At 64.6% G+C, this 25,413-nt stretch carries 23 protein-coding genes; 5 read left to right on the top strand and 18 right to left on the bottom strand.

The annotated features are described in order from the left end of the window. The first annotated feature begins 36 nt into the window (after window positions 1–36). A complete protein-coding gene (locus ACNJX8_RS39320) occupies window positions 37–1,224 on the top strand; it encodes an O-succinylhomoserine sulfhydrylase (RefSeq protein WP_439358975.1) in 1,188 nt (395 codons plus the stop codon). Between the two features lie 128 nt (window positions 1,225–1,352). Here ACNJX8_RS39320 and ACNJX8_RS39325 read toward each other — a convergent pair whose 3' ends face one another. Genes ACNJX8_RS39325 through ACNJX8_RS39335 form a run of 3 tightly spaced genes read right to left on the bottom strand, consistent with a single transcriptional unit; the run spans window position 1,353 to window position 4,393 of the window. Beyond that, a complete protein-coding gene (locus ACNJX8_RS39325) occupies window positions 1,353–2,345 on the bottom strand; it encodes an SGNH/GDSL hydrolase family protein (RefSeq protein ID WP_439358977.1) in 993 nt (330 codons plus the stop codon). Between the two features lie 12 nt (window positions 2,346–2,357). Then, window positions 2,358–3,137 (bottom strand): SGNH/GDSL hydrolase family protein, encoded by a 780-nt coding sequence (locus ACNJX8_RS39330; RefSeq protein WP_128955830.1) that lies wholly within the window; start codon window positions 3,135–3,137, stop codon window positions 2,358–2,360. Beyond that, a complete protein-coding gene (locus ACNJX8_RS39335; RefSeq protein WP_128940205.1) occupies window positions 3,137–4,393 on the bottom strand; it encodes an OpgC domain-containing protein in 1,257 nt (418 codons plus the stop codon). Before ACNJX8_RS39335 ends, ACNJX8_RS39330 begins: the two co-directional genes overlap by 1 nt. A 196-nt stretch (window positions 4,394–4,589) precedes the next feature. On the opposite strand from ACNJX8_RS39335, the gene apaG reads away from it, so the two are divergent. Then, complete coding sequence (apaG, locus tag ACNJX8_RS39340) at window positions 4,590–4,982, top strand: Co2+/Mg2+ efflux protein ApaG (protein ID WP_128936886.1); 393 nt, start codon at window positions 4,590–4,592, stop codon at window positions 4,980–4,982. A 293-nt stretch (window positions 4,983–5,275) separates the two neighbouring features. On the opposite strand, the gene ACNJX8_RS39345 is transcribed toward apaG, so the two are convergent. The 3 genes from ACNJX8_RS39345 to ACNJX8_RS39355 form a co-directional block, all read right to left on the bottom strand. Further along, window positions 5,276–6,283, bottom strand: coding sequence for an Hsp33 family molecular chaperone (locus ACNJX8_RS39345; protein ID WP_439358979.1), 1,008 nt, complete (start codon window positions 6,281–6,283; stop codon window positions 5,276–5,278). A 139-nt stretch (window positions 6,284–6,422) separates the two neighbouring features. Beyond that, on the bottom strand, window positions 6,423–7,346 hold the full coding sequence (gene argF, locus ACNJX8_RS39350; protein WP_091884961.1) for an ornithine carbamoyltransferase: 924 nt from the start codon (window positions 7,344–7,346) through the stop codon (window positions 6,423–6,425). After that, window positions 7,346–8,554 carry an aspartate aminotransferase family protein gene (locus ACNJX8_RS39355; RefSeq protein WP_439358981.1) on the bottom strand — a complete coding sequence of 403 codons (1,209 nt, stop codon included), beginning with the start codon at window positions 8,552–8,554 and terminating at the stop codon, window positions 7,346–7,348. Before ACNJX8_RS39355 ends, argF begins: the two co-directional genes overlap by 1 nt. A 468-nt stretch (window positions 8,555–9,022) precedes the next feature. Here ACNJX8_RS39355 and ACNJX8_RS39360 point away from each other — a divergent pair, with 468 nt between their 5' ends. Beyond that, a complete protein-coding gene (locus ACNJX8_RS39360; RefSeq protein ID WP_091885401.1) occupies window positions 9,023–9,535 on the top strand; it encodes a GcrA family cell cycle regulator in 513 nt (170 codons plus the stop codon). 258 nt (window positions 9,536–9,793) lie between these two features. On the opposite strand, the gene phoB is transcribed toward ACNJX8_RS39360, so the two are convergent. The 10 genes from phoB to ACNJX8_RS39410 form a co-directional block, all read right to left on the bottom strand. After that, window positions 9,794–10,501 carry a phosphate regulon transcriptional regulator PhoB gene (gene phoB, locus ACNJX8_RS39365; RefSeq protein WP_008143479.1) on the bottom strand — a complete coding sequence of 236 codons (708 nt, stop codon included), beginning with the start codon at window positions 10,499–10,501 and terminating at the stop codon, window positions 9,794–9,796. A 15-nt stretch (window positions 10,502–10,516) separates the two neighbouring features. Continuing rightward, window positions 10,517–11,233, bottom strand: a complete 717-nt coding sequence (gene phoU, locus ACNJX8_RS39370) for a phosphate signaling complex protein PhoU (RefSeq protein WP_091884957.1) — start codon at window positions 11,231–11,233, stop codon at window positions 10,517–10,519. Between the two features lie 11 nt (window positions 11,234–11,244). After that, on the bottom strand, window positions 11,245–12,063 hold the full coding sequence (gene pstB / locus ACNJX8_RS39375; protein ID WP_091884952.1) for a phosphate ABC transporter ATP-binding protein PstB: 819 nt from the start codon (window positions 12,061–12,063) through the stop codon (window positions 11,245–11,247). After that, on the bottom strand, window positions 12,060–12,905 hold the full coding sequence (pstA, locus tag ACNJX8_RS39380; RefSeq protein ID WP_439358985.1) for a phosphate ABC transporter permease PstA: 846 nt from the start codon (window positions 12,903–12,905) through the stop codon (window positions 12,060–12,062). Before pstA ends, pstB begins: the two co-directional genes overlap by 4 nt. A gap of 1 nt (window position 12,906) precedes the next feature. Further along, window positions 12,907–13,896, bottom strand: a complete 990-nt coding sequence (pstC, locus tag ACNJX8_RS39385; protein WP_164934782.1) for a phosphate ABC transporter permease subunit PstC — start codon at window positions 13,894–13,896, stop codon at window positions 12,907–12,909. A gap of 171 nt (window positions 13,897–14,067) precedes the next feature. Beyond that, window positions 14,068–15,081 (bottom strand): phosphate ABC transporter substrate-binding protein PstS, encoded by a 1,014-nt coding sequence (pstS, locus tag ACNJX8_RS39390; protein WP_091885397.1) that lies wholly within the window; start codon window positions 15,079–15,081, stop codon window positions 14,068–14,070. A 144-nt stretch (window positions 15,082–15,225) separates the two neighbouring features. Then, window positions 15,226–16,524, bottom strand: a complete 1,299-nt coding sequence (locus tag ACNJX8_RS39395) for an ATP-binding protein (protein ID WP_128936891.1) — start codon at window positions 16,522–16,524, stop codon at window positions 15,226–15,228. Window positions 16,525–16,557: 33 nt separating this feature from the next. Next, window positions 16,558–17,613, bottom strand: a complete 1,056-nt coding sequence (locus tag ACNJX8_RS39400) for a lysylphosphatidylglycerol synthase domain-containing protein (protein ID WP_128940209.1) — start codon at window positions 17,611–17,613, stop codon at window positions 16,558–16,560. A 383-nt stretch (window positions 17,614–17,996) separates the two neighbouring features. Next, window positions 17,997–18,299, bottom strand: a complete 303-nt coding sequence (locus tag ACNJX8_RS39405) for a hypothetical protein (RefSeq protein ID WP_249761959.1) — start codon at window positions 18,297–18,299, stop codon at window positions 17,997–17,999. Window positions 18,300–18,301: 2 nt separating this feature from the next. After that, window positions 18,302–19,696, bottom strand: coding sequence for an OmpA family protein (locus ACNJX8_RS39410; RefSeq protein ID WP_439358987.1), 1,395 nt, complete (start codon window positions 19,694–19,696; stop codon window positions 18,302–18,304). Between the two features lie 166 nt (window positions 19,697–19,862). Between ACNJX8_RS39410 and ACNJX8_RS39415 the strand changes: the two genes are divergently transcribed. Further along, window positions 19,863–20,921 (top strand): polysaccharide deacetylase family protein, encoded by a 1,059-nt coding sequence (locus tag ACNJX8_RS39415; RefSeq protein ID WP_439358989.1) that lies wholly within the window; start codon window positions 19,863–19,865, stop codon window positions 20,919–20,921. 128 nt (window positions 20,922–21,049) lie between these two features. After that, window positions 21,050–21,859 carry an SDR family oxidoreductase gene (locus ACNJX8_RS39420; RefSeq protein ID WP_439358990.1) on the top strand — a complete coding sequence of 270 codons (810 nt, stop codon included), beginning with the start codon at window positions 21,050–21,052 and terminating at the stop codon, window positions 21,857–21,859. Window positions 21,860–22,025: 166 nt separating this feature from the next. Here ACNJX8_RS39420 and boxB read toward each other — a convergent pair whose 3' ends face one another. After that, entirely contained in the window at window positions 22,026–23,477 is a 1,452-nt protein-coding gene (gene boxB / locus ACNJX8_RS39425) for a benzoyl-CoA 2,3-epoxidase subunit BoxB (protein ID WP_249758659.1), read from the bottom strand. A gap of 125 nt (window positions 23,478–23,602) precedes the next feature. Next, a complete protein-coding gene (gene boxC / locus ACNJX8_RS39430; protein ID WP_439358991.1) occupies window positions 23,603–25,291 on the bottom strand; it encodes a 2,3-epoxybenzoyl-CoA dihydrolase in 1,689 nt (562 codons plus the stop codon). Between the last annotated feature and the right edge of the window lie 122 nt (window positions 25,292–25,413).

Genomic DNA, 25,413 nt, shown 5'->3' on the forward strand with positions numbered 1-25,413 from the left:
GACCGTTCTCGCTCGACGGTCATGTCGGAGGGTCCTATGTCGAAGTCGCCTGCCACCTACCGTCCCGAAACCCGCCTGGTCCATTCCGGGACCCTGCGCTCGCAATATGGCGAGACGTCGGAGGCGCTGTTCCTGACGCAAGGGTACGTCTACAACAGCGCCGAGGAGTGCGAGGCGCGGTTCAAGGGCGAGGACCCCGGCTTCATCTATTCGCGCTACTCCAACCCGACCATCGCGATGTTCGAGCGCCGCATGATCGAGCTCGAAGGCGCCGAGGCGGCCCGCTCGGCGGCAACCGGCATGGCCGCGGTGACGACCGCGATCCTGGCGCCGCTGAAGGCGGGCGACCATGTGGTGGCTTCGCGGGCTCTGTTCGGCTCATGTCTCTATGTGGTGCAGGATTTGCTGCCGCGCTACGGCATCGAGACCACGCTGGTCGACGGGCTCGATCTCGACCAGTGGCAGCGGGCGCTCAAGCCCAACACCAAGACGTTCTTCCTGGAGAGTCCGACCAACCCGACGTTGGATGTGCTCGACATCCCCGGCATTGCCGAGATCGCGCACAAGGGCGGCGCGCGGCTCGTGGTCGACAACGTGTTCGCAACGCCGATCTGGCAGAGCCCGCTCGCGTTAGGGGCCGACGTCGTGGTCTATTCCGCGACCAAGCACATCGACGGCCAGGGCCGGTGTCTGGGCGGCATCATCCTGTCCTCGGAAGCCTTCATCGCCGAGCACATCCACAATTTCATGCGCCAGACCGGTCCGTCGATCTCGCCGTTCAACGCCTGGGTCCTGCTCAAGGGCCTTGAGACCTTGGGCGTGCGCGTGCGCGCGCAGACCGACACCGCGGCGCGCATTGCCGGGGCGTTGGCGAGCCATCCGAAGATCTCGCGGCTGGTCTATCCCGGTCGCGCCGATCATCCGCAGGCAGCCCTGGTGAAGAAGCAGATGCGCGGCGGCTCGACGCTGATCGGCTTCGAGGTCAAGGGCGGCAAGCAGGCCGCGTTCCGCGTGCTCAATGCATTGAAGCTGGCGAAGATCTCCAACAATCTCGGCGATGCCAAGAGTCTCGTCACGCATCCGGCGACCACGACGCATCAGCGTTTGAAGCCGGAAGACCGCGCCGCGCTTGGCATCAGCGAGGGCTTCATCCGCTTCTCCGCCGGGCTCGAGCATGCGGACGATCTGATCGAGGATCTCACCGCGGCGCTGGAGAAGGCGTGAGCGAGCCAAAGGCTCGGACTCGTAGGGTGGGCAAAGCGAAGCGTGCCCACCATTCACGATCACACTGCCGATAGATGGTGGGCACGGCGCGCGAAGAGCGCGCCTTTGCCCACCCTACGGCACCGATGTTACATCGGCCGATATGCGCGCACGTCGGCCGGCACGTTCACACCGAGCTTGATCTGGCCGACGGAGTGGATGATGTCGTCGCCGAGGAGCTGGGCGAAGCAGGCATAGCCCCAATCGTTCATGTGCAGGCCGTCGGCGATGACGAAGCCCTCGACCGGGATCGCCTGCTTCTCGTGCCACTCGCGCATCACCTCGAAGCGCGGGAAGATGCCGACGTGACGGAGCTCGGCGACCTTGCCGAGCAGCTTCACCATCTTGCCGGCGCTCTCGGCGCGCTGGTTGACCGCCGGCGAATATTGCGGATCGACCAGCACGATGTCGGCGCCGCCCGCAGCCTGGATGCGGGAGATGCCGTCCTCGACCATCTTTGCGGTCTCGCCGGGATCGAGGTTGCGCAGCACGGCGTTGGTGCCGACCTGCCAGATCACCATATCCGGATGCACGTCGATCACCTGCGTCTGAAGGCGCTTCATCATCTCGGGCGCATCCTCGCCACCAACGCCGGCATTGACGACGGTGATGTCGGCAGTCGGATAATGCCGGCGCAGCTGTGCGGCGAGGCGGTTCGGATAATTGAACTCCGGCGAACTCGCACCGAATCCTGCGGTCGACGACGAGCCGAACGCGACGATGACGACGGGCTGGCCGGCGACGAGCTTGCTTGCGACATGCGGCAGCGTGCCCATCGCCTTCGAGCCGCCCTTCGGCGGCAGGCAGGGCACGCGGCTGAAGATGTCGCCGGCGGACTTTGCGACCTCCTTCACCTTGTCGATGGCGCGCGCGGCGATGCCGCGCTGATCGGGGGACGTCGCGGCGACGGTGGTCTGGGAGGGCGGTGCGGAAGCGGGATCAGCCGGCTGCGCGGGCGCGGGCGTCGCCTGTGCGGCTTGCGTCTGCGCGCGCAGCTGCGAAGCGGGTGCCAGCACCAGCAGCATTGCTGCTGCGGGCGCAGCCAGCCATGACGTCAGACAAAAAGGGCGGAGAGAACTCATTAACGCTAGACCTCAATTTTGCTGCTGGGCCGGCTCCAGATGGGCAGCGTCGATCACGAATTGTGCCAACGCCCGGCCAAGGCAATCATGAACCTGTTTCGCGAGCTCAGGCCCGCGGGACGGGTTGAACAGGTCGAACTGGCCCTGATCATTCCACTGTCGCATGATCGCGAAACGGTCGAACAGCGGGATGTCGTGCTCCTGCGCCACCACGCGCATGTTATCGAGAAAAGGCTGCGCCGCGATCATGGTTTCGGTACGCGGGCTGTACTGCAAATTCATCAAGACGACGTCAGCCCCTGTCTTTTGCAACGCAGTAACCCCTTCGGTTACTGCGCTGCGAAATTCGTCGGGATCGATGGATCGGATAGCATCCACGGTCCCGGTCTGCCAGATGACCAAAGTAGGCGTTTTTGCTTCCATCAGCTTAACGAAGGTGGCGGCGGTCTCCTGTGCCGTCCTCTTGCTCTGTATTTCTACGGAGACGTGCACCGCTTCCGAGGGCGGCAGCTTGTCCTTGAGGCTCACCTCCATGCGCGCCGGATATGAGCTGCTCTCCGAGGAAGGAATCGTGGTCGAGCGGCTGCCGATGACCAGAATCTCGAGCGGCTTGCCGGCCTTGACGGCGTCGGCGACCTTGGGAAGCCGGCTTTCGCTGGTGAGCAGATAGGGCGGCAATTCGCAGGCCGCGGGCGCGGCCGGAGCAGCAGACGCAGCATCGCCCGCGCGCGCCATGGGCGCGGCGAGACCACCGCATAGCAGGATCAGGCTCAGGAGAACCTTCGCCTTCATCAGCCCCCTCCCGCCAGATCGGCGTTGCCGACGGCGTTTTTGGTTTTCGCACCGCTCTTGTCAGCCACGCTCTTGTACCACGAAATGACCCAGGCCACCCCCCACATGATCAGGATTCCGGAGAGACTAATCAACGCATGCATGGCTGCGCCGCCGGAGACCTCGGCCAGGATGAAATGGCCGGCGAAGGCCAGGAAGACGCCGAGACAGAAGATCTCGAGGGAATGCTGCCCACACAGGATCAGCGGCCGCAGCCAGCGCGATTTCAAACCCGGCCAGGTCCGCGGCAGGAAGCGCACGGTGAGCGCGGCCAGCGCCAGGAAATGGGTGAAGCGCAGCACGTCGAGATCGGTCTTGTCGATCGGATACATCCACTGTTCGATGCGCTTCGGCATGAGGTGACCGAGCTGCGGCACGTACCAGGTCAGCGTCACGTAGAACGCTGCGACCAGATAGGCGATCGCAATCCACATCGTCACCGGTGAGGCCAGAATGCGCGACATGCGTCGCGCACCTCCGAGCGCACACCATGCACCGAAGACGAAAAGCAATTGCCAGGCCAGCGGATTGAACGCCCAGAAGCCGTTCGGATAGGCCGAAAAGTAGAGGTCGTATTCCCAGGTCACCGCGTAGAGCACGACCGAGAGGCCGAGCGTGACGTCGGGCTTCCACTTCATCGACCACAGGATCAACGGCAGCGCCAGCATCAGCACGATGTAGAGCGGCAGCACGTCCATGTTGACGGGCCGGAAGCGCAGCAGCAACGCCTGCACGATGGTGACGTCGGGCTGCTTGAGGAAATCCATGATGCCCATCTCTTCGGTGTAGAGCGGGTTTTCGAAGCTGGTCGCCACATAGGAAATCTCGGCGAGGAAGATCGTGAACAAGAAGACGTGGGCGACGTAGATCTGCCAGACGCGCCGCAGGATGCGCGCGGTGGCGATGACGACGCCGTTCTCCAGCATCGCCCGCCCGTAGACGAAGGCGGCGGTGTAGCCGGAGATGAAGATGAAGATCTCGGTGGCGTCGCTGAAGCCGTAATTGCGGATAGTGAACCAAGTCAGCAGGCTGGTTGGCAGATGGTCGATGAAGATCAGCCACAGCGCCAGCCCGCGGAACAGATCGAGCCGGAGCTCGCGCTCGCCGATGGCCGGCAGCGTGATGGCCGGCGCGGCGGCCCGCGGCGTGATGCCTGCGGGTTTGGCATCCGCGGTTCCCGCGATCGTCGATCCCGTCACTTGGTCGGCAATGGTCATCGGGGGCCAAAAACCCTTCCGCAAATCGCGACGTTCAATTGAGTTTACCGGTCCGGCCGTCGTCTCGCAAAGCGGCCAGATCACATAAGGGTGTCTTCCCTTGGGGGAGTCCTTCCCCGCGAATTCTGGCGGGACGATGTCGCCAAAGCCGCCTCCAGGGTTTGGTTCCCCGGGCGGATTTCGGTATGATGGCATCATGTACCGCGCCGTGACCCGCCAGATCGAAGTGACCGTCGAGCCGAACTTTGTTCCGGAGCAGTCGTCGGCCGACCGCTCCCGCTATTTCTGGTCCTACACCATCGTCATCACCAATTCCGGCGACGAGACCGTGCAGCTGAAGACGCGGCACTGGATCATCACCGATGCCTCCGGCCGCCAGCAGGAGGTGAAGGGCGAGGGCGTCGTCGGCGAGCAGCCGATCCTGGCTCCCGGCGAGCGCTTCGAATATACCTCCGGCGTGCCGCTCACGACCGCCTCCGGCTTCATGACCGGCCGCTACCAGATGGTCAGCGAAAGCGGCGAGCGCTTCGAGATCGACGTGCCGACGTTTTCGCTGGACAGCCCGGACTACAAGCGGGTGTTGAATTAGGGGCGGTGCGGCGACGCCCACCGCTGTCATGCCCCGCCACCGGGTCTCGCTTTCGGCGAGCCCGATGACAGGCTCCGGCGAGTACGCCGCGGCCTCTCGGTTCAATCAGCGCCGTCTCGGAGTACTGGATCGCCCGGTCAGGTGTTCAGGCCGGGCGATGACAGCGAGAATGACGGGCGAGCGTGCCCCAAACTCGTCATTGCGAGGAGCCCTTGCGACGAAGCAATCCAGACTGACACCGCGGATGCATGTCTGGATTGCTTCGCTGCGCTCGCAATGACGGGAAATGGGGCCTACGCGTTCTCCACGCCCGCCTCGTGCGGCGTGAACTGGTAGACCGACGAGCAGAACTCGCAGGTCACGACGACCTTGTCGTCCTTGACCATCGCGGCGCGATCGTCGGACGAGAAGCTCTTCAGCATGGACGCCACCGCATCGCGCGAGCAGGAGCATTGTGCCTTCAGGACCTGTGGATTGAACACGCGCACGCCGCGCTCGTGAAACAGGCGGAACAGCAGCCGCTCACCGGACAGCTCGGGATCGATCAGCTCGACGTCCTCGACGGTCTCGATCAACGAGCGCGCCTCGACCCAGGCGTCGTCTTCCGCGACGCTGTGCACCTCGGTGCCTTCGGGCGCGTTGCCGGGATGCAAATCGGCCTGCCGCGCGCGCTCCGGCGCCTTCGGCAAAAACTGCATCAGCATGCCTCCGGCGCGCCAGCGATGCTTGCCGCCGTCGCTACTGCGCCATTCCTCGCCGACCGCGAGGCGCACGCGCGTCGGGATCTGCTCGGAGCGCAGGAAATATTCGTGAGCGGCCTCTTCGAGGCCGCCGCCGTCGAGCGCGACCAGGCCCTGGTAACGGCTCATGTCGGGGCCCTGGTCGATGGTCATGGCGAGATGGCCGCGGCCGAGCAGCGTCCCTGAATCCCTGGCGTCACCGAGGCGCGCAGCATCGAAGCGCGCATAGGCGCGCAGACGATCCGGCGCCATGTAGTCGACGACCAGGAACGACACCGGACCGTCGGTCTGGGCTTGAAGGATGAAGCGGCCCTCGAATTTCAGCGCCGAGCCGAGCAACGTCGTCAGCACGATGGCCTCGCCGAGCAGCTTGCCGACGGGAGCGGGATAATCGTGCTTGGTGAGGATGTCGTCGAGCGCCGGGCCGAGCCGCACCAGGCGGCCGCGCACGTCGAGCGCATCGATCTCGTAGGGCAGCACGGCGTCATCGATCGGAACTGCTGATGGCGCGCGAACCGGGCCTTCTAGCCCGGTTTTCATGTCAGGGGATTGGAAAACCATGGCGCTCTATCTGGGGTCGGAGGTGACGGATTGGAAGGGGTGCGAGGCGGCGTGTTCCGGATGCAGTTATAAGTGCACACGATCCTGCAAATTCGGTGTCGTCCTGGCGAAAGCCAGGACGACGATCCAGATCCGCGCGTTACTTCACCGCGTCAAAGCACCAGGCCAGAATGCCCTTCTGCGCGTGCAGGCGGTTTTCGGCCTCGTCGAACACGACCGATTGCGGGCCGTCGATCACGTCATCGGTGACCTCCTCGCCGCGATGGGCGGGCAAGCAGTGCATGAACAGCGCATCGGACTTGGCCAGCGACATCAGCTTGGCATTGACCTGGTAGGGCTTGAGCACGTTGTGGCGGTGCTCGCCTTCCTTGTCGCCCATCGACACCCAGGTGTCGGTGACGACGCAATCGGCACCGCGCACGGCGGCCTCCGGATCGGTGCCAAGCACGATCGGCGCATTGGTCGTCTTGATCCAGTCGCGCATCGCCTTTTTCGGGGCGAGCTCCGGCGGCGTTGCGACGTTGAGCTGGAATTTGAAGCGCTCGGCGGCGTGGGCCCAGGACGCCAGCACGTTGTTGTCGTCACCGGTCCAGGCCACCGTCTTGCCCTCGATCGGACCGCGATGCTCCTCGTAGGTCATGAGGTCGGCCATCACCTGGCAAGGGTGCGAACGGCGCGTCAGGCCGTTGATGACGGGCACGGTCGCATAGGCCGCAAGCTCAAGCAGTGCCTCGTGATTGAGGATGCGGATCATGATGGCGTCGACATAGCGCGACAGCACACGTGCGGTGTCGGCGATGGTCTCGCCGCGGCCGAGCTGCATTTCGGCACCGGTGAGCATGATGGGCTCGCCGCCGAGCTGGCGCATGGCGACGTCGAACGACACCCGCGTCCGCGTCGAGGGGCGCTCGAAGATCATCGCCAGCGTCTTGCCTTCGAGCGGCCTGACCGGCTGATGCGCCTTCTGCTTCGCCTTCATGGCGGAGGATGCGGCGAGCATGCGCTTGAGCTCCGACAGCGGGAGCTCGTTGATGTCGAGGAAGTGCTTTGGCGACTTGCTCATCAGCTTGCCGCCCGCTTGGTCTGACTGGACGAGATAGCCGTGCAGGCGCGCTCGAGCCGCCCGATGCTGTCCTCGATCTCGGCTTCGGTGACGATCAGAGGCGGCAGGAAGCGCACGACATTATCGCCGGCGCCGACGGTGAGCAGTTTTTCGTGGCGCAAGGCGGCAACGAGATCACCCGAAGGCACGACCGCCTTGATGCCGATCAGGAGACCCTCGCCGCGCACTTCGCTGACGACATCAGGATGACGATCGATCACGGAGGCGAGCTTCTGCTTGAGCAGCAGCGACATCTTCTGCACGTGGTCGAAGAAGCCGGGCTTGAGCATGACGTCGAGCACGGCGTTCGCAGCGGAGATCGCGAGCGGATTGCCGCCGAAGGTCGAGCCGTGCGAGCCGGGTGTCATGCCGGAGGCCGCTTCCGCGGTCGCAAGGCAAGCACCGATCGGAAAGCCGCCACCGAGCGCCTTTGCCAGCGACATCACGTCGGGCGTGACGCCGAGACGGCGATGCGCGAACAGATCGCCGGTGCGGCCCATGCCGGTCTGCACCTCGTCGAACGCGAGCAACAGGCCCTTCTCGTCGCAGAGCTGACGCAGCGCCTTGAGGAAGGCGGGTGTCGACGAACGCACACCGCCCTCGCCCTGGATCGGCTCGATCAGGATGCCGGCGGTCTGCGGACCGATCGCCTTCTTCACGGCCTCGATATCGCCATGCGGGACCTGGTCGAAGCCGTCCATCGGCGGGCCGAAACCTTCGAGATATTTTGCCGAGCCCGTCGCAGCCAGCGTCGCCAGCGTGCGGCCGTGGAAGGCACCCTCGAAGGTGATCATGCGATAGCGATCAGGATGGCCTTTGGCGGCGTGATAGCGCCGCACGACCTTGATCACGCATTCCAGCGCTTCGGCGCCGGAATTGCAGAAGAACACGAAGTCGGAGAAGCTTTCGCTGCACAGGCGCGCCGCCAGTTTCTCACCGTCCGGGCTTTGGAACAGGTTCGACATGTGCCAGAGCTTGGTCGCCTGCTCCTGCAATGCCTTGACCAGCGCGGGATGAGCATGGCCGAGCGCGTTCACCGCAACGCCCGACGTGAAATCGAGATAGCGATCGCCATTGGTCGCGATCAGCCAGCAGCCTTCGCCGCGCTCGAAACCAAGGTCGGCCCTGGCGAAAACGGGAAGCAGATGCGGCGCGGCGCTGTTGGTCATGACCATCACTTGGATGTTGCATTTGGATGTTGAGACCTGCCTGGCGTGCCTTGCGCAGCGCACCATTGACCGGTCCGGAAAACGAAACGTGCCGCCTTTTAAGGGCGGCACGCGCCACTATCTTATGCCTGGCAAGACCGGTGTCAATGCCGCCTGGAAAGCCTCGCGAAACGCTGAATCCGTAGTCTTGCGGTGCCGATTTTGCGGGGTTTTCACCACGGAACATGTGGAAGCGAGTCGGCGGACTCTTGCGCGGGAGTCACGCCATATTGTAGCGTTTGGCCTGTCAGATACGACATCTCGTGCAGCGGTTCTGATCCTCTAAGTCCTCATGTACCGGCGTAAACGTTCGGGCGTCAGTAGCGCGCCCGGCGAGCCTTAAGGGATTCTGGCGGCACGGGTTTTTCAAGGCTTAGGCATTCGCTGTGAGGCCCCAGGATGGTGGCGCGCAGCGAGGGAAAGGGTGCAATGACGGTTTTGACCTGGTCCGACGATCGCGTCGAGCAGCTGAAAAAGCTCTGGGAGGCCGGACTTTCGGCCAGCCAGATCGCGGCCGAGCTCGGCAATGTGACCCGCAATGCCGTGATCGGCAAAGTGCACAGGCTCGGCCTGTCGGGCCGCGCCAAGAGCCCATCTTCGGCCGCGCCGCGGCCGCGCAAGGCGCGCCCAGCACAGCACATGATGCGGGTGACCCGGCCGATCTCGCGCGGCAACACCGCGCTGGCGCAGGCCTTCGAGGTCGAGGTGGAGGCCGAACCGGTCACCTACGACAACGTGGTGCCGATGAGCCAGCGGCTGTCGCTGCTGGAATTGAACGAGGCAACCTGCCACTGGCCGGTCGGCGATCCATCGAGCCCGGATTTCTTCTTCTGCGGCGGCAGGGCGCTGTCCGGCCTGCCCTACTGTGCCCAGCACTCGCGCGTCGCCTATCAGCCGGCCGCGGATCGCCGGCGGGCGCCGGCCAAGCCGAGCACGCGGTGAGTTTGTTCTGAGACCAGAAATGAGCCGTCGTGCGATCGCGGCTCTACAAATCCGATGTCGTCCCGGACAAGCGCGCCTCAAGCGCGCGTAGATCCGGGACCCACAGCCACCGCAAGCTGTGGCTACGGGGACTCGGAGTTACCTTTTTAGCGCAACAATCACTCCCTGTGCTATGGGTCCCGGATCTGCGCTTACACTTGTCCGGGACGACAGTGAGAGTGTGGCAGCCGCCCGCCTGCTAAAGCAACACCGCCTAACTTACGTCTGCTCCGCCTTCGCAAACCGATCATCCAGCGCATAGCCGGCGCCGCGGACGGTGCGGATCGGGTCCTGCTCGCGGCCGAGATTGAGCAGCTTGCGCAGGCGTCCGATATGGACGTCGACGGTGCGCTCGTCGATATAGATGTCGCGGCCCCAGACGCTGTCGAGCAGCTGCTCGCGCGAGAACACGCGGCCGGGATGCTCCAGGAAGAACTCCAGCAGGCGATATTCGGTCGGGCCGAGATCGATCGGCCGGCCAGAGCGCGCCACGCGGCGCTTGTCGCGATCGAGCTCGATGTCGCCATAGGCGAGCACGGTGGCGAGCCGCTCCGGGCTTGCCCGTCGCAAGAGCCCCTTCACGCGCGCGAGCAGCTCCGGCACCGAGAACGGCTTGACGATGTAGTCGTCGGCGCCGGTCGCAAGACCCCGCACCCGCTCGCTCTCCTCGCCGCGCGCGGTGAGCATGATGATCGGGAGTTGCTTGGTCTCGGGACGGGTGCGCAGCCGCCGGCACAGCTCGATGCCTGATAGTCCCGGCAGCATCCAGTCGAGCACGATCAGATCGGGGATGTGTTCCTTGAGGCGGGTGTCGGCGTCGTCGCCGCGCATCACCGTCTCCACGTCATAGCCGTCGCCTTCGAGGTTGTAACGGAGAAGCTCGGTGAGAGCTTCCTCGTCCTCAACCACCATGATGCGTGCGCCCATGTTGTCGTCGCTCCCTCAGGTATTCGGTACCGTCGTGGCGAAGGTCGTCATATCGCCCTTCGGCCGCTTGTCGGTGATCGCCTGACCTTCGATCATGTAGAACACTGTTTCGGCGATGTTGGTGGCGTGGTCACCGATCCGCTCGATGTTCTTGGCGCAGAACATCAGATGGATGCAGAACGAGATGTTGCGCGGATCCTCCATCATGTAGGTGAGGAGCTCGCGGAACAGCGAGGTGCAGATGGCGTCGACTTCCTCGTCGCCCTTCCACACCGCCATTGCCGCCGGCAGATCATGCGCGGCATAGGCGTCCAGCACCGACTTGACCTGCTGCTGCACGAGGTCGGTCATGTGCTCCAGGCCGCGAAACAGTTTTAGCGGATGGAAGTCCGTCTCCAGCGCCGCCACGCGCTTGCCCATGTTCTTGGCGAGGTCGCCGATGCGCTCGAGATCGGTGGCGACGCGCATGGCGCCGACGATCTCGCGCAGATCCACCGCCATCGGCTGGCGGCGGGCGATGGTGAGCACGGCGCGCTCCTCGATGCGCTTCTGCAGCGCGTCGAGCTCGGCGTCGGTGGTGACGACGCGCTGGCCGAGCGCGACGTCGCGGCGGATCAGCGCGTCGACGGAATCGACGATCATGCGCTCGGCGATGCCGCCCATCTCGGCGACCAGGCGGGTGAGCTCCTGGAGGTCGGTGTCGAAGGCCTTTGCGGTATGTTCAGTACCCATTTCCCGTCTCCTCAGCCGAACCTGCCGGTGATGTAATCCTGCGTACGCCGGTCGCTCGGCGACGTGAAGATCTTGCTGGTGTCGTCGAACTCGATCAGTTCGCCGAGATACATGAAGGCGGTCTTGTCGGAGACGCGCGCCGCCTGCTGCATGTTGTGGGTGACGATCGCGATCGTGTAGTTCTCGGACAGTTCCTGGATCAGCTCCTCGACCTTGGCGGTCGAGATCGGATCGAGCGCCGAGCAGGGCTCGTCGAACAAGATTACTTCAGGCCGCACCGCGACCGTGCGGGCGATGCAGAGGCGCTGCTGCTGGCCGCCGGAGAGCGACAGGCCCGAGGCGTTGAGCTTGTCCTTGACCTCGTTCCACAGCGCGCCGCCGCGCAGCGCCTTCTCGACCCGGTCGTCCATCTCGGACTTCGAGATCTTCTCGTAGAGGCGGATGCCGAAGGCGATGTTCTCGTAGATCGTCATCGGGAACGGTGTCGGCTTCTGGAACACCATGCCGACCCGGGCGCGCAGCAGATTGAGGTCGAGCTTGGGATCGAGGATGTTGGTCTGGTCGAGCATCAGCTGACCGGTCACGCGCTGGCCCGGATAGAGGTCGTACATCCGGTTGAAGATGCGCAGCAGGGTCGACTTGCCGCAGCCCGACGGGCCGATGAAGGCCGTGACGCGGTTGGTGCCGAGCGTCAGGTTGATGTTCTTCAGCGCGTGATGCTCGCCGTAATAGAAGTTGAGGTTGCGCACCGTCACCTTGGCGGGCGCTTCCGGCAGCGGATGCGAGGCCAGGTGACCGTTGGAACTCACGGATACGGACAGGTCGGTCATTTTGCGGTCCTCTCGGCACCGAGGATGCGGGCGCCAATGTTCAGGGCAAGCACGGTGAGCGTGATCAGCAGTGCGCCGCTCCAGGCGAGCTGCTTCCAATAGGCGTAGGGGCTCTGCACGAAATTGTTGATGGTCACGGGCAGGTTGGCCATCGTCTTGTTCAGGCCGAGGCTGAAGAACTGGTTCGACAGCGCGGTGAACAGCAGCGGCGCGGTCTCGCCCGCGACGCGGGCGGTGGCGAGCAGCACGCCGGTGATGAGGCCGGAGCGCGCGGCGCGGTAGGCGATGCGCTTGATCACCAGTGAGCGCGGCAAGCCGAGCGCGGAGGCCGCCTCGCGCAGCGCGTTCGGCACCAGAAGCAGCATGTCCTCGGTGGTGCGCAGCACCACCGGGATGACGATCACGGCGAGCGCGAGGCTACCGGCGATCGCCGAGAAGCCGCGCATCGGCACCACCACGGCGCCGTAGATGAACAGGCCGATGATGATCGAGGGCGCCGACAACAGGATGTCGTTGATGAAGCGGATCACCGAAGTCAGCTTGTCGTTACGGCCGTATTCGGCGAGATAGGTGCCGGCGAACAGGCCGAGCGGCGCGCCGATGCCGACGCCGAGCGCGGTCATGATCAGCGAGCCGACGATGGCGTTGAGCAGGCCGCCTTCGGACGCGCCGGGCGGCGGCGTGTTCTCAGTGAAGACCTGGAGGTTCAGGCCGCTAAGGCCGTTGTAGAGCAGCGTGATCAGGATCAGCGCGAGCCAGGTGACGCCGAAGGCGGCGGCGGCGATGCAGAGCCCGCGGATGACGATGTCGGTGCGGCGGCGGCGTGCGTAAATCGGGTTCATGTCACTTCCCCGCCTTCTGTTCCAGGCGCAGCAGCATCAGCCGCGCGGCCGCGAGCACGAAGAACGTCAGCACGAACAGGAGCAGGCCGAGCAGGATCAGGCCGGACTGGTGCAGGCCGTCACTCTCGGCGAACTCGGAGGCGATCGCCGCCGAGATCGTGGTGCCCGGCGCGAAGATCGACGAGGAGATCCGGAACGAGTTGCCGATGATAAAAGTCACCGCCATGGTCTCGCCGAGCGCGCGGCCTAGCGCCAGCATGACGCCGCCGATGATGCCGACCCGGGTGTAGGGGATCACCACGCTGCGGACGACTTCCCAAGTGGTGCAGCCGACGCCGTAGGCGGCCTCTTTCAGCACCGGCGGCACCGTCTTGAACACGTCGACCGAGATCGAGGTGATGAAGGGCAGCACCATGATGGCGAGGATCAGCGCGGCATTGAACAGGCTGAGATAGGACGGGGGACCTGCGAAGATCGCCCCCAGCACCGGGACGCCGTCGAAGACCCTGATCATGAAGGGCTGGAAGGTGTTGGCCAGGAACGGGCCCAGCACGAAGAAGCCCCACATGCCGTAGATGATCGAGGGAATGCCGGCGAGTAGCTCGATCGCCATGCCGATGGGGCGGCGCAGCCATTGCGGGCAGAGCTCGGTGAGGAAGATCGCAATGCCGAGACCGACCGGAATGGCGATCAGCATCGCGATGAAGGAGGTGACGAGCGTGCCGTACATCGGCCCGAGCGCGCCGAGCACGGGCGGATCGGCCGAGGGCGCCCAGCGCTGCGTCCACAGGAACGACAGGCCGTATTCCTTGATCGCCGGGAAGGCGCCGACGATCAGCGAAATGATGATGCCGCCGAGGATCAGCAGCACCGAGATCGCGGAAAGCCGCGTGATCCAGTAGAAGGTGACGTCGCCGAGCTTGAACGCGCTCAAGGCCTTGGCGCGGTCATACGGTCCGGCGTCGTCGATTACATCGCTCTGAACAGCCATCTCTGCCACGCCGATCCCCTGTACCCGTTCTATATACGCTTGTTGCCGGACTTGTGCCCCGGATGCGGCGCGAGCTGCGAAGCGGCGCGACGCTGATCCGGGGCCCGGTTCTTGTCGGTCCCGGCGCTGCGCAGCAGCGTTTCACGCTGCAGCGCGCCCGGGCCATTCGCTTCAGCTCTTGATCTCGGCAGCCCAGGTCTTCTCGATCAGCTGGACGACGCTGTCCGGCATCGGGATGTAGTCGAGCTCTTCAGCCGCCTTGCCGCCGTTCTTGAACGCCCAGCGGAAGAACTTGATGGCTTCCTGGGAGGCAGCCTTGTCCGTCGCAGACTTGTGCATCAGGATGAAGGTCGCCGCCGTGATCGGCCAGGACTTGTCGCCGGGCTGGTCGGTCAGGATAACGTAATAGCCGGGAGCCTTGGCCCAATCGGCGTTGGAGGCGGCGGCCTGGAAGGCCTCGACGGTCGGCTGCACCGGCTTGCCGGCCTTGTTGACGAGACCGGTGTAGGTCAGCTTGTTCTGCTTGGCATAGGCGTACTCGACATAGCCGATCGAGTTCTTGGTCTGGCTGATGTTGCCCGACACGCCTTCGTTGCCCTTGGCGCCGACGCCGACCGGCCACTCGACCGCGGTACCCTCACCGACCTTGCTCTTCCAGTCCGCGCTGGCCTTGGAGAGGTAGTTGGTGAAGTTGAAGGTGGTGCCCGAACCGTCCGAACGGCGGACCACGGTGATCGCCTCCGCGGGCAGCTTGACGTTCGGATTGAGCTTCTTGATCGCGGCGTCGTCCCACTTGGTGATCTTGCCGAGATAGATGTTGGCCAGCGTCTCGCCGTCGAACACCAGTTCGCCGGGCTTCACGCCCTCGAGGTTGACGACGGGAACGATGGCGCCCATCACCATCGGCCACTGGACGAGGCCGTCCTTCTCGAGCTGCTCGGCCTTGAGCGGCGCGTCGCTGGCGCCGAAGGTCACGGTCTTGGCCTGGATCTGCTTGATGCCGCCGCCCGAGCCGATCGACTGGTAGTTCAGACCGTTGCCGGTCTCCTTCTTGTAGGCGTCAGCCCACTTCGAATAGATCGGGAACGGGAATGTCGCACCGGCACCCGTGATGTCGGCTGCAAACGCCGCCGTCGTCGATGCGGCGACCAAGCCGGCAGCGACGATAGTTTTGAGGAAATTCATGCTGGTCTCCATACAGGGGAGCGAAGCGCCATCCGCGCCCGATCGCGCTCCCCGCGCCGCCCCTTTAGGAGCGGTCGGCTGTGCTTTTACGAAGGTTTCGTGACAGCTGGATGACACCCTCAAGCGCTTGGAATCGCTTGATTTTCACGTCGATGCCGGAGGCCTGGCCTGGGGAAAACAAGCGGTAAAGGTGGCGCCCTGTTTGGGTACGCTTTCGATCAGGAGCCGGCCGCGATGACGGTTAAGAATATGTTTCACCAGCGATAATCCGAGCCCGGTTCCACCCTGCGAGCGGCTGTCGCCGACGTCGACCCGGTAGAAGCGCTCGGTCAGCCGGGGCAGGTGCTCCGGTGCGATGCCCGGACCGAAATCCCGGACCATGGCCCGGATTTCCTGAGATCCATCAGTGGCCGCGCTTGACGTCAGCGACACGATGACGCGTCCGCCCGAGGCGCCGTATTTGAGCGCGTTCTCGATCAGGTTCTCGAACAGGCGGAGCAGCTCCTCGCGGTCGCCCGCGATCATCACGGGGGCTTCCGGCAGATGGGTCTCGACATCGACCTGGCGTTCCCGCGCCAGCGGCTCGAGCCCGTCGGCGACCTGGAGGATGATAGGCAAGAGGTCGACCAGCGTGTCGGGGCGGACATGGGCCGACAGTTCGACCCGCGACAGCGACAGCAGATCGTCGATCAGGCGCGCCATGCGGGTGGCCTGATTGTGCATGATGCCGAGGAAACGCTCGCGCGCCTTTGGATCGTCCTTGGCCTGGCCCTGGAGCGTGTCGATGAAGCCCGACAGCGCGGCGAGCGGGGTGCGCAGCTCGTGGCTGGCATTGGCGACGAAGTCGGCCCGCATCTCCTCGACCCGGCGCAGCGGCGTCTGGTCGTGGAAGGTCATCAGCATGCATTTGTCGGCGCCGCCGAAGGTGGTCGGCACCGGCACCGGCGTGATCATGAGCTCCATCCAGCGATCGACCGGTACATGGTCGAGATAGGTCGCGCGGCGCGGCTCGGTGGTCGCGATCGCCTCGCGCAACGCCGTGATGATCTCCGGCGAGCGCAGCGCGAATTGGGCGAGCTCGTTCCTGCGCAGCGCCGGCGCGAGCTGGGCGGCGGCGGCATTGAGATGAATGACGCGGCCGGCGCGGTCGAGCAGCACCGCAGGATCTGGCATGCCGGCGACGACGGCGGCCACCGCTGCGCTCTCGACCGGGTTGATGCGCCTGACGTCGTCGCGTGAGGCTGTGGGATCGTGCAGGCGCCAAGGGATCAGCGCCGCGGCTGCGATGCAGAGGAACACGATCGCGGCATGCAGCGCCGACAATTCGCCGAGCGAGACCACCACCGACAGCGCCAGCGCCGCCGCGATCAGGATGATGGTCGAGTGCCGCAGCCGATCGGACCAGGGCTGGGTGTTGGGAGAAGATGGGGCGTCGATCGCCATCGGGGAGGGCTTCTCCTTAAAGGCTTGCGCCGGTCACGCGCCGCTATCGCTGCGCTCTCTCACATAAGCGGCCTCACGCGCCGGGCCGGGATCGAGCTTGAGCGCCGCCTGCTGCAAGCGCTTCGAACGTGCGCCGATGATAACTTCGCGAAACGTCAGCAAGATTACAGATAGAACGAAGGGCGACAGATAATAGAGGACGCGGAACAGCAGCATCCCGCCCAAGAGCTCCTCGCGGTCCATCTGCCAGAGGCCGACCAGCATGGCGGCGTCGAACACGCCAAGACCTCCCGGCGAATGGCTGGCAAAGCCGAGCAGCGTCGCCGAGACGAAGATCACCGCCACCACCACGAAGCCCAGATTGGGCTCGTCCGGGACCAGCACGTACATCGCGAGCGCGCAGAAACCGAGATCGACGATGCCGATCGCGATCTGGAGCAGCGTCAGCGGGCCGCCCGGCAGCACCACGGTCCAGGGCCCGCGGCCGACCACCCGCGGCTGGGTCCAGACCCAGACCACATAGGCAACCAGCCCCACGATGATCATCATCGCCAGCGTCCGGTTCAGCCAGGGCGGCAGCTGGTCAATCGCGGCGGCGGCCTCCGGATGGTAGGAGATGCCGAGGCCGAGCACGGCGGCATTGCCGAGCCAGAAGGTCAGGCCGGCGAGAAAACAGATTTTTGCGACGTCGATCGCGTTCAGCCCATAGGCCGAATAGATGCGGTAGCGCACCGCGCCGCCGGTGAAGACGCTGGCGCCGACATTGTGGCCGATTGAATAGCTGGTGAAGGCGGCGAGCGCGTTGATCCGGTAGGGCACGTGGGAATGCCCGATCGCGCGCGTGGCGAACAGGTCGTAGAAGGTCAGGGTGAAATAGCCCGCAGCCACAAACAGCGCCGCCATCGCAATCTGGCTCGGCTCGGTGCTCTTGATCGCCTCCAGAACCTCGTTGCGATCGATGCCGCGGAGCATGTGGTAGAGCACATAGCAAGCGATGCCGATGACCGCGACGCTGATCACAACTCCAAGCTTATGCAGGATTTGCTTCTGGCGCAGAAACGTCGTCGCCCTGCGTATGGCTTCCAGCATCTAGACCTCGAACAACGCTTCAGCGGCCAGGTTGGCCGGCAGACAGGCGGACGACGCACCGGCACTCAACGACCCCTCGCCGCCGGCTTCGGCATCGCGCATGCCCCCTGCCCTTCCACTAGCGCGTTTTCGGGCGAAGTGGAATTCGCCAATTCGAACAAAAACACGTGCCTTCAATATTTTAGGCAGGGTTGCGGGCTCCTGATGCACGGTTTGGCGCTTTCGGCGGCAAGGCTTGACGCGAATCTCCGTTGGCGATCCTGCGCAGACGCCATGAAGTTTTGATGATTTCAACCGCACAATGTTCCGTCACGGCTTAAGCCGACGTCAATCTATGGGGCGCGCCGGCCACCCATCCCTAGGGGTGAGGGTGCACGGCAATGTCACAGGGCAGCTGGCGGCGCGCTTCGCGAGACCACCCGGTCGCGTAGCCATGCACCAATGGTGCAACCCACGAGATAGCACGCGAACATGATCAGGCCGAGGTCGAGCCAGTAGCCGAAACGACCGGGGACCACATGTGACAACGAAGCTGCGACCAGACCCGCGGCAAGGGCGGCAAGCCACCGCGCGGTCACCTTCGAGGTGCCGTTGCCGCGCTGGACCACCGAGATCCAGCCCATGCAAAAGCCCAGCAGCAGCGAGCCGATCAGCCAACCCATGTGGAACGAAACGAGATAGGGCATCATCACCTCACCAGAAATTCGATGCGGCGGTTCTGCGCCTTGCCCTCGTCGGTGTCGTTGCCGGCGAGGGGCTGCGTGCTGCCGTGGCCGACCGCAGTAAAGCGGCTGGCGGGCAGGCCGGCCTTGACCAGATAATCGATCACCGCCTGCGCGCGCTTCTCCGAGAGAGCCTGGTTGAAGGAGTCCTCGCCGTCGGCATCGGTATGCCCGACGACCTCGATATTGGTGGTGGGGCAGCGCAGCGCCGTCTCGATCAGATGGTCGAGAATGCCGGCGGAGTCCGGATCGATGTCGGCGCGCTTCGCTGCGAAGCGGATCTTGCCCTTGCCCAGGAGGTCCGAGAACAATTGCTGGCACACGGTGCCGTCGACCGGGCCTGCCGCAGGCTTCACCGTGATCTCCGGCTTGTATTGCCAATTCTTCGGAAAGTCCTTGCCGAGCCCTGCGCGGATGTCGTTGGCAGCACCTTCATAGAGCGCATCGCCCGACAGCTTCACCTCGCGATCCGAGACCACGAGTGTGCCGGTGGACAGCCGCGACAGCGCACCGAGCGCTGCGACCACGGCGGTGTTGAAGGCGCCGGGCGCGCCGATGCTGGCCTTGAGATTGTCGACGACCTTCTCGTTGAAGAACTTTCGCGCGGCGCTGGTTGCGATCGCGGCGTGGATGGTTTTGTCCGGGACGTAGCCGGTCAGCGTCACCGTCGCGGCCACCGGATCCTTGTAGGCCTGGAAGATGTAGGGCGGCGCCTTGACGTCGTTGGCGGCGATCGAAAAACCCTCGGGCAGGTTCTTCAGCGCGGCCGCAATCGCCTCGCGACCGCCGAGCTCGCGCGCCATGCCCGACAGATTGACCTTGGTGTCTGTGATCGTGATCTTGCCGTCCTTGAGCTTGCCGATCTGGTCGAGCAGCAACGTCGCGGCGGCCTCGAACCGTGGCGGCGCACCGCGCGCCAGCCCCATCTGATCGGTCACCTCGACGCCGGCGACTTCCTTGCGCGCCGCCTCGGTCAGCCGCGCCCGCATCGAGGGCAGCGGCGCGGAGCCCGACAGGGTCACCCGCACCACGTCACGTTCGGCATTCCAGACGAAGGGTTTGGCCTCGGGAACAAGGCGGGTCCGGTCGTCGACCAGCCGCACACCGGGGACGGTTTCGACCGCCGTCACGGCGTCCCGGCGCCCCTCCTCGGAGAAGGCGTCCGCGGCCAGGCTGACGTCGCGGCCGTCGACCGCGATCCGGGTCTTGTCCAGAACGGTATCCTTCAGCGCTGCCGAGCTGCGGGCCGCCAAGTCCGCCTCGACCGGCAAGGTGTTATTCCAGGCCGCAAATCCCCACATGACGGCCAGGGGGATCAGCCCCGGCCACCATTTGCTGGCCCACCTGAAAAGCTTCTGCATTCGACGACCCGAACTCTGGAACCGGAGACAAAACAAACCCTTGGCGGGCTGTCAAACCGGAAATGGTGCCCTTGTGGAGGCCCTGCGTGGACAACCGGAATAACTTTTTCTTCAAGGGTCCTTCCGTAAGTTGTGGGCGGAATGCCCGGGGGTCCGCCAGCCTGCAATGAAACAACTCCGCAACAACGTCATCCGCGCCGGGCTGGAAGCGCTCTATTTCAGCGGCGCTCATCACCTGCTGCGCCCGCTCTTGTCGGGCGTCGGTGCCATTTTCATGCTGCATCACGTGCGGCCAGCCCGTAAGGCTGCGTTCCAGCCGAACCGGCATCTCGAAGTCGCCCCCGATTTCCTGCGCGCCACGCTGTGCCATTTGCGCTCACGCGACATCGACATCGTCGGCATGGACGAGCTGCATGAGCGGCTGGCGCAGGGCCGGTTCGCCCGGCGGTTCGCCGCCTTCACGCTCGACGACGGCTATCGCGACAATCTGGACTATGCACTGCCGGTGCTGCGCGAATTTGACGCGCCTTTAGCGGTCTATGTCGCAAGCGATTTTGCCGAGGGCAACGGACGTCTGTGGTGGATTGCGCTGGAGGCGGTGATCGCCAAAGCCGAGCACATTGACGTGCAGATCGGCAAGTCCGCGTTGCGGCTCGATGCGACGACGCTTGCGGCCAAGCAGGCGGCGTTCGACCGCCTGCACGACTGGCTGCGCGCGCTGCCGAACGAACATGACCTCAAGCGCGAGATCGAGGCGCTCTGCACCAAGCATGACGTCGACATGGAAGCGCTGTGCCGCAGTCTCTGCCTGTCCTGGGACGAGGTGAAGACGTTGGCCGCCGATCCCCTGGTCACGATCGGCGCGCACAGCATCAGCCATAGCAATCTCGCCAAACAGGCGGCGGAGATCGCCACGCAGGAAATGGCGATGAGCCGGGCACAGATCGAACAGGCGCTGGAGCGCCCCGTGCTGCATTTTGCCTATCCCTATGGCGACCGTGAAGCGGCCGGTGAGCGCGAATTCGCGCTCGCTGCGGCAGCCGGATTCAAGACCGCGGTGACGACGCGGCCCGGTATGCTGTTCGCCGAGAACGCCGGCCACATGACCGCGCTGCCGCGCGTCTCGCTCAACGGCAACTACCAGGACAGGCGGATTCTGCCAGTGCTGACCTCGGGCGCCGCGACCGCGATGTGGAACGGTTTTCGCCGGATTGCGGCGGCGTAGCCGTCAAGCTCCGCCGTCGTGGCAAACCTCAGGCGTCGTCCTGGCGAAAGCCAGGACGACGACGGGGGCGCATTCCTTGACTCTCCCCGGGCACCGGCTCACACAGCCTCCAACCCAAGGGAGGCACCATGTTCAACGATCTGTTCTCGCTCAAAGGCCGCGTTGCGCTCGTGACCGGCGGCTCGCGTGGCATCGGCAAGATGATCGCGGCGGGATTTCTCAGCGCCGGCGCGGCAAAGGTCTACATCACCGCGCGCAAGGCGGGGCCGTGCGAGGAGACCGCGAAGGAGCTCACGGCGCGATATGACGGCGAATGTATCGCGCTGCCGATCGACATCTCCACGGTTGCCGGCGCCGAGCTGCTGGCCGGCGAATTTGGGAAGCGCGAGCCGAAGCTCGACATCCTCGTCAACAATGCCGGCGCGGCCTGGGGCGCGGCGTTCGACGAATTCCCCGAAAGCGGCTGGGACAAGGTGATGAATCTGAATGTGAAGGCGCCGTTCTTCCTGACCAAGGCGCTGGCCGGCCCCTTGCGCGCGGCAGCCTCCGTCGAACGGCCGGCGAAGGTGATCAACATCGCCTCGATCGACGGCATCTTCGTCAATCCGATGGAGACCTATTCCTATGCCGCGAGCAAGGCCGGGCTGATCCACCTGACCCGGCGTATGGCGGTGAAGCTGATCTCGGATCATGTCGTGGTCACGGCGATCGCGCCGGGCCCGTTCCAGTCCGACATGAATCGCGCTGCGCGCGATCATGGCGACGAGGTCGCAACGCGCGTGCCGGCGGGGCGCATCGGCACCGACGAAGACATGGCGGGCGCCGCGATCTATCTCGCCTCGCGCGCGGGAGACTACGTGGTGGGCGCGACCATCGCGGTCGATGGCGGCATCGTCTATGCGAACCCGGGGATCAAGGGGAGCGGGTGGGATAGTTGAGGGTGAGGCACCGGCGGTGCGCTCCTCGCCCCGCTCTTGCGGGGAGAGGGTTGGGGTGAGGGGCCCCTCTCCGCGGACGAGATTGTCGACGCATGTACCCCCTCACCCGGATCGCATCTGCGATGCGATCCGACCTCTCCCCGCAAGCGGCGAGAGGTGAAGAAACTTATGACTCGATCTTCACATACTCGAAATCGCCGGGCTTGTTGTCGATGCCGACCTTCGGCGGCGAGATCCAGGAGGCGAACTTGCCGGTTTCGGTGACGGGCTGCATCAGGGAGGTGATGAAGTCGCCGTCGCTCGCCGACGGCAGCCACTCGTCCTTGCGCTTCGCCCAGGTGGCCTCGTCGATCAAAATGCCGTCGGGCGTGGCGTGGATATCCTTGAACTCGCCGATGTGGCGGTGGAAGGCGACATTGGGCAGGGTCAGCTTGTAGTCGTAGCCCGCGGTCGAGATCACCTTGTTCCAGCGCAGCATGCCCTTGACGCAGTCCTGGCTGTAATCGTCGCGCAGGCGCATATTGAGCGCGGTCAGTGCCGGCTCGTCGACCAGCTTGATTTCGCCGTTGATGAACTTCAGCACCGGATAGGTGGCGTTCTTGAGCTGGTGATCGTCCTCGATCTGGGTCTCGTGATAGCGCCCCTTGATGCCGGCATTGAAGGCATTGGCCGCGTTGGTCGAGACCTCAGAGCCGAACAGGTCGAGCGACAGCGTATAGTGCAGGTTCAGCTTCTTCTGGATGGTCGGCAGGTCGATCACGCCGAGCGCGCGGACTTTTGCGATGTCGGTCGGGTCGGTGATGCCGGCTTCGCGCATCGCATCGCAAGTGCGCTGCACGACGCGAGTGATGCCGGTCTCGCCGACGAACATGTGGTGCGCCTCTTCCGTCAGCATGAAGCGGCAGGTGCGCGACAGCGGATCGAAACCGGACTGCGCGAGTGAGTGCAGCTGCATCTTGCCGTCGCGGTCGGTGAAGTAGGTGAACATGAAGAAGGACAGCCAGTCCGGCGTCGCCTCGTTGAAGGCGCCCAACATGCGCGGCGCGTCGGCATCGCCGGAGCGGCGGCGCAGCAAATCATCGGCTTCCTCGCGGCCGTCGCGACCAAAGTACTTCTGAAGCAGATAGACCATCGCCCAGAGGTGACGGCCTTCCTCGACGTTGACCTGGAACAGATTGCGCATGTCGTAGAGCGAGGGCGCGGTCTTGCCGAGATGGCGCTGCTGCTCGACCGAGGCGGGCTCGGTGTCACCCTGGATCACGATGAGGCGGCGCAGCATGGCGCGATGCTCGCCCGGGACTTCCTGCCAGGCCGGCTCGCCATAGTGCTCACCGAACGGCACGACGCGGTTCTCTTCCTGCGGCGCCAGCAAGATGCCCCAGCGATACTCGGGCATACGGACATAGTCGAACTTGGCCCAGCCGCGCGGATCGACGGAGTAGGCGGTGCGCAAGTACACCAGCGATTCCTGGAAGCCCTCGGGCCCCATGTCGCTCCACCAGTCCATGTAGCCGGGGTGCCAGCCTTCCAGCGCCTTGAGCACCTGGCGGTCTTCGGCGAGATTCACGTTGTTCGGAATCTTGGTCGAGTAGTCGACGTTCATGATGTTCATGTTCATGGCCGTGCTCCTTGCGATTTCGTTCCGTCATGCCCGGCCTTTGTGCCGGGCATCCACGTTCTTGCTTCCTTGAGCCAGGGACGTGGATGGCCGGGACAAGCCCGGCCATGACGCAGTGAATGTCGTTACACCCGCGTCATATCGAATTTCGGCTTCTGCCCGCTGCCGTAGCGGCGCAGCGCGCCTTCCTCGCCGACCGCGTTCGGGCGCTGGAAGATCCAGTTCTGCCAGGCCGTCAGGCGCGCAAAGATCTTTGATTCCATCGTCTCGGGGCCGACGAAGCGCAGGCTCGCTTCCATGCCGGTGAGGCTGTCGGGCGAGAAGCTGGCGCGCTCCTCCAGGAAGACGCGGACTTCATCATCCCAGTCGATGTCGTCGAGCGCGAAGGTGACGAGACCGAGCTCTTCCGCCTGCTCGGCGTCGAGCGCGGTGCCGAGCGTCGCCTCCGCGCGCTCCACGTCGGACGGATCGGCCTGGAAGCGCGATTGAAGCCGCGTCAGGCCGTGGCTCATCGGATACGGGCCGAAATTCATCGCGGACAGTTCGATCGATGGCGGCGGGCGGTTGTCACCCTGGAGCGTGCCGATCAGCATGTAGGAGCGGTCGGCGGCGAACACGAGCTCGGCCAGCGTGCCGGCAAAGCAGGACCCGGGCTCGACCAGCGTCACCAGCGTGCGCGAGGTCACGTCGATGCGCTTGAGGACTCGCTTCCAGTAGTGCCTGATTTCGTTGACCAGCCAGTGCGCCTTGTTGGCTTCGAGGAAGGCGTCGCTGGCAAGCACATGGGCGCGGTCGCCATGGCTCTTGAACACCAGCATGGCGATCTCGAGCTCGTTGATGCGCAAATGCAAAATGGCATCGTCGAGCTCGCGCGCGAGCTGAAGCGGCCAGAACGAAGCCCCTTGCGCCATCATGCCGTCGATGTCGGCCGGCGGCGCCGCTTCCGGCGCCTTGATCGAAATGGTGGCGATGCGCGCTGTGCGATCGATATCGACCGTGACGAAGCCGTAGCGGATGCTAGTCCCGTCGATCAGGCGCTTGAGCGGCGCCAGCGCGATGCCCTTGCCGCTGCCCTTGCGCTTCGAGGCGGCCGCGAATTCCTTGGCGCGCTCGGTGATCTTGGCCTCGAGCTTCGAGTTCGGCGCGATCTCATCGACGAGGCGCCATTGCACGGCGCGCTTGCCCTTCACGCCCTCCTCGATGGTGCAGAAGAAATCGGCGTGGTCGCGGCGCACTTTTCGCTTGTCGACGACGCGTGTCAGCCCGCCGGTGCCGGGCAGCACCGCGAGCAGCGGCACTTCGGGCAGCGCAACAGCGGACGAGCCGTCGTCGGCGAGGATGATGTGATCAGTCGCGAGCGCGAGCTCATAGCCGCCGCCGGCCGCCGAGCCGTTCACCACCGTGATGAAACGCTGGCCGGAATTCTCCGAGGAGTCCTCCATGCCGTTGCGGGTCTCGTTGGTGAACTTGCAGAAATTGACCTTGTGGGCGTGGGTGGAGCCGGCGAGCATGCGGATGTTGGCGCCGGCGCAGAACACGCGGTTTTTGGCCGAGCGCATCACGACGACTTTCACCTCGGGATGCTCGAAGCGCAGCCGCTGGAGCGCATCCGCGAGCTCGATGTCGACACCGAGATCGTAGGAATTGAGCTTGAGCAGATAGCCCTCGAACAGGCCGCCATTCTCGTCGACGTCCATGGTCAGCGTCGCGACGTCGCCATCGACCGCGAGCTTCCAATGCCGGTAGCGGGACGGATCAGTCTGGAAATCGATGAATGTCGCGCCGCCTGCGAGGCGCCGATCTTCCCCGGCCATGGGTCACACCCCTGAGCTTGATTATGCATTTTCGCCGTAGCGTTAGATGCACAATAGTGCATCTTTTTGAATGCGTCTAGCCCCTAACAGCCATTACATGCACTTTGTTTCATACCTGGTCC

It is taken from the genome of Bradyrhizobium sp. SPXBL-04, from assembly GCF_051853035.1.
GTDB lineage: Bacteria > Pseudomonadota > Alphaproteobacteria > Rhizobiales > Xanthobacteraceae > Bradyrhizobium > Bradyrhizobium zhanjiangense.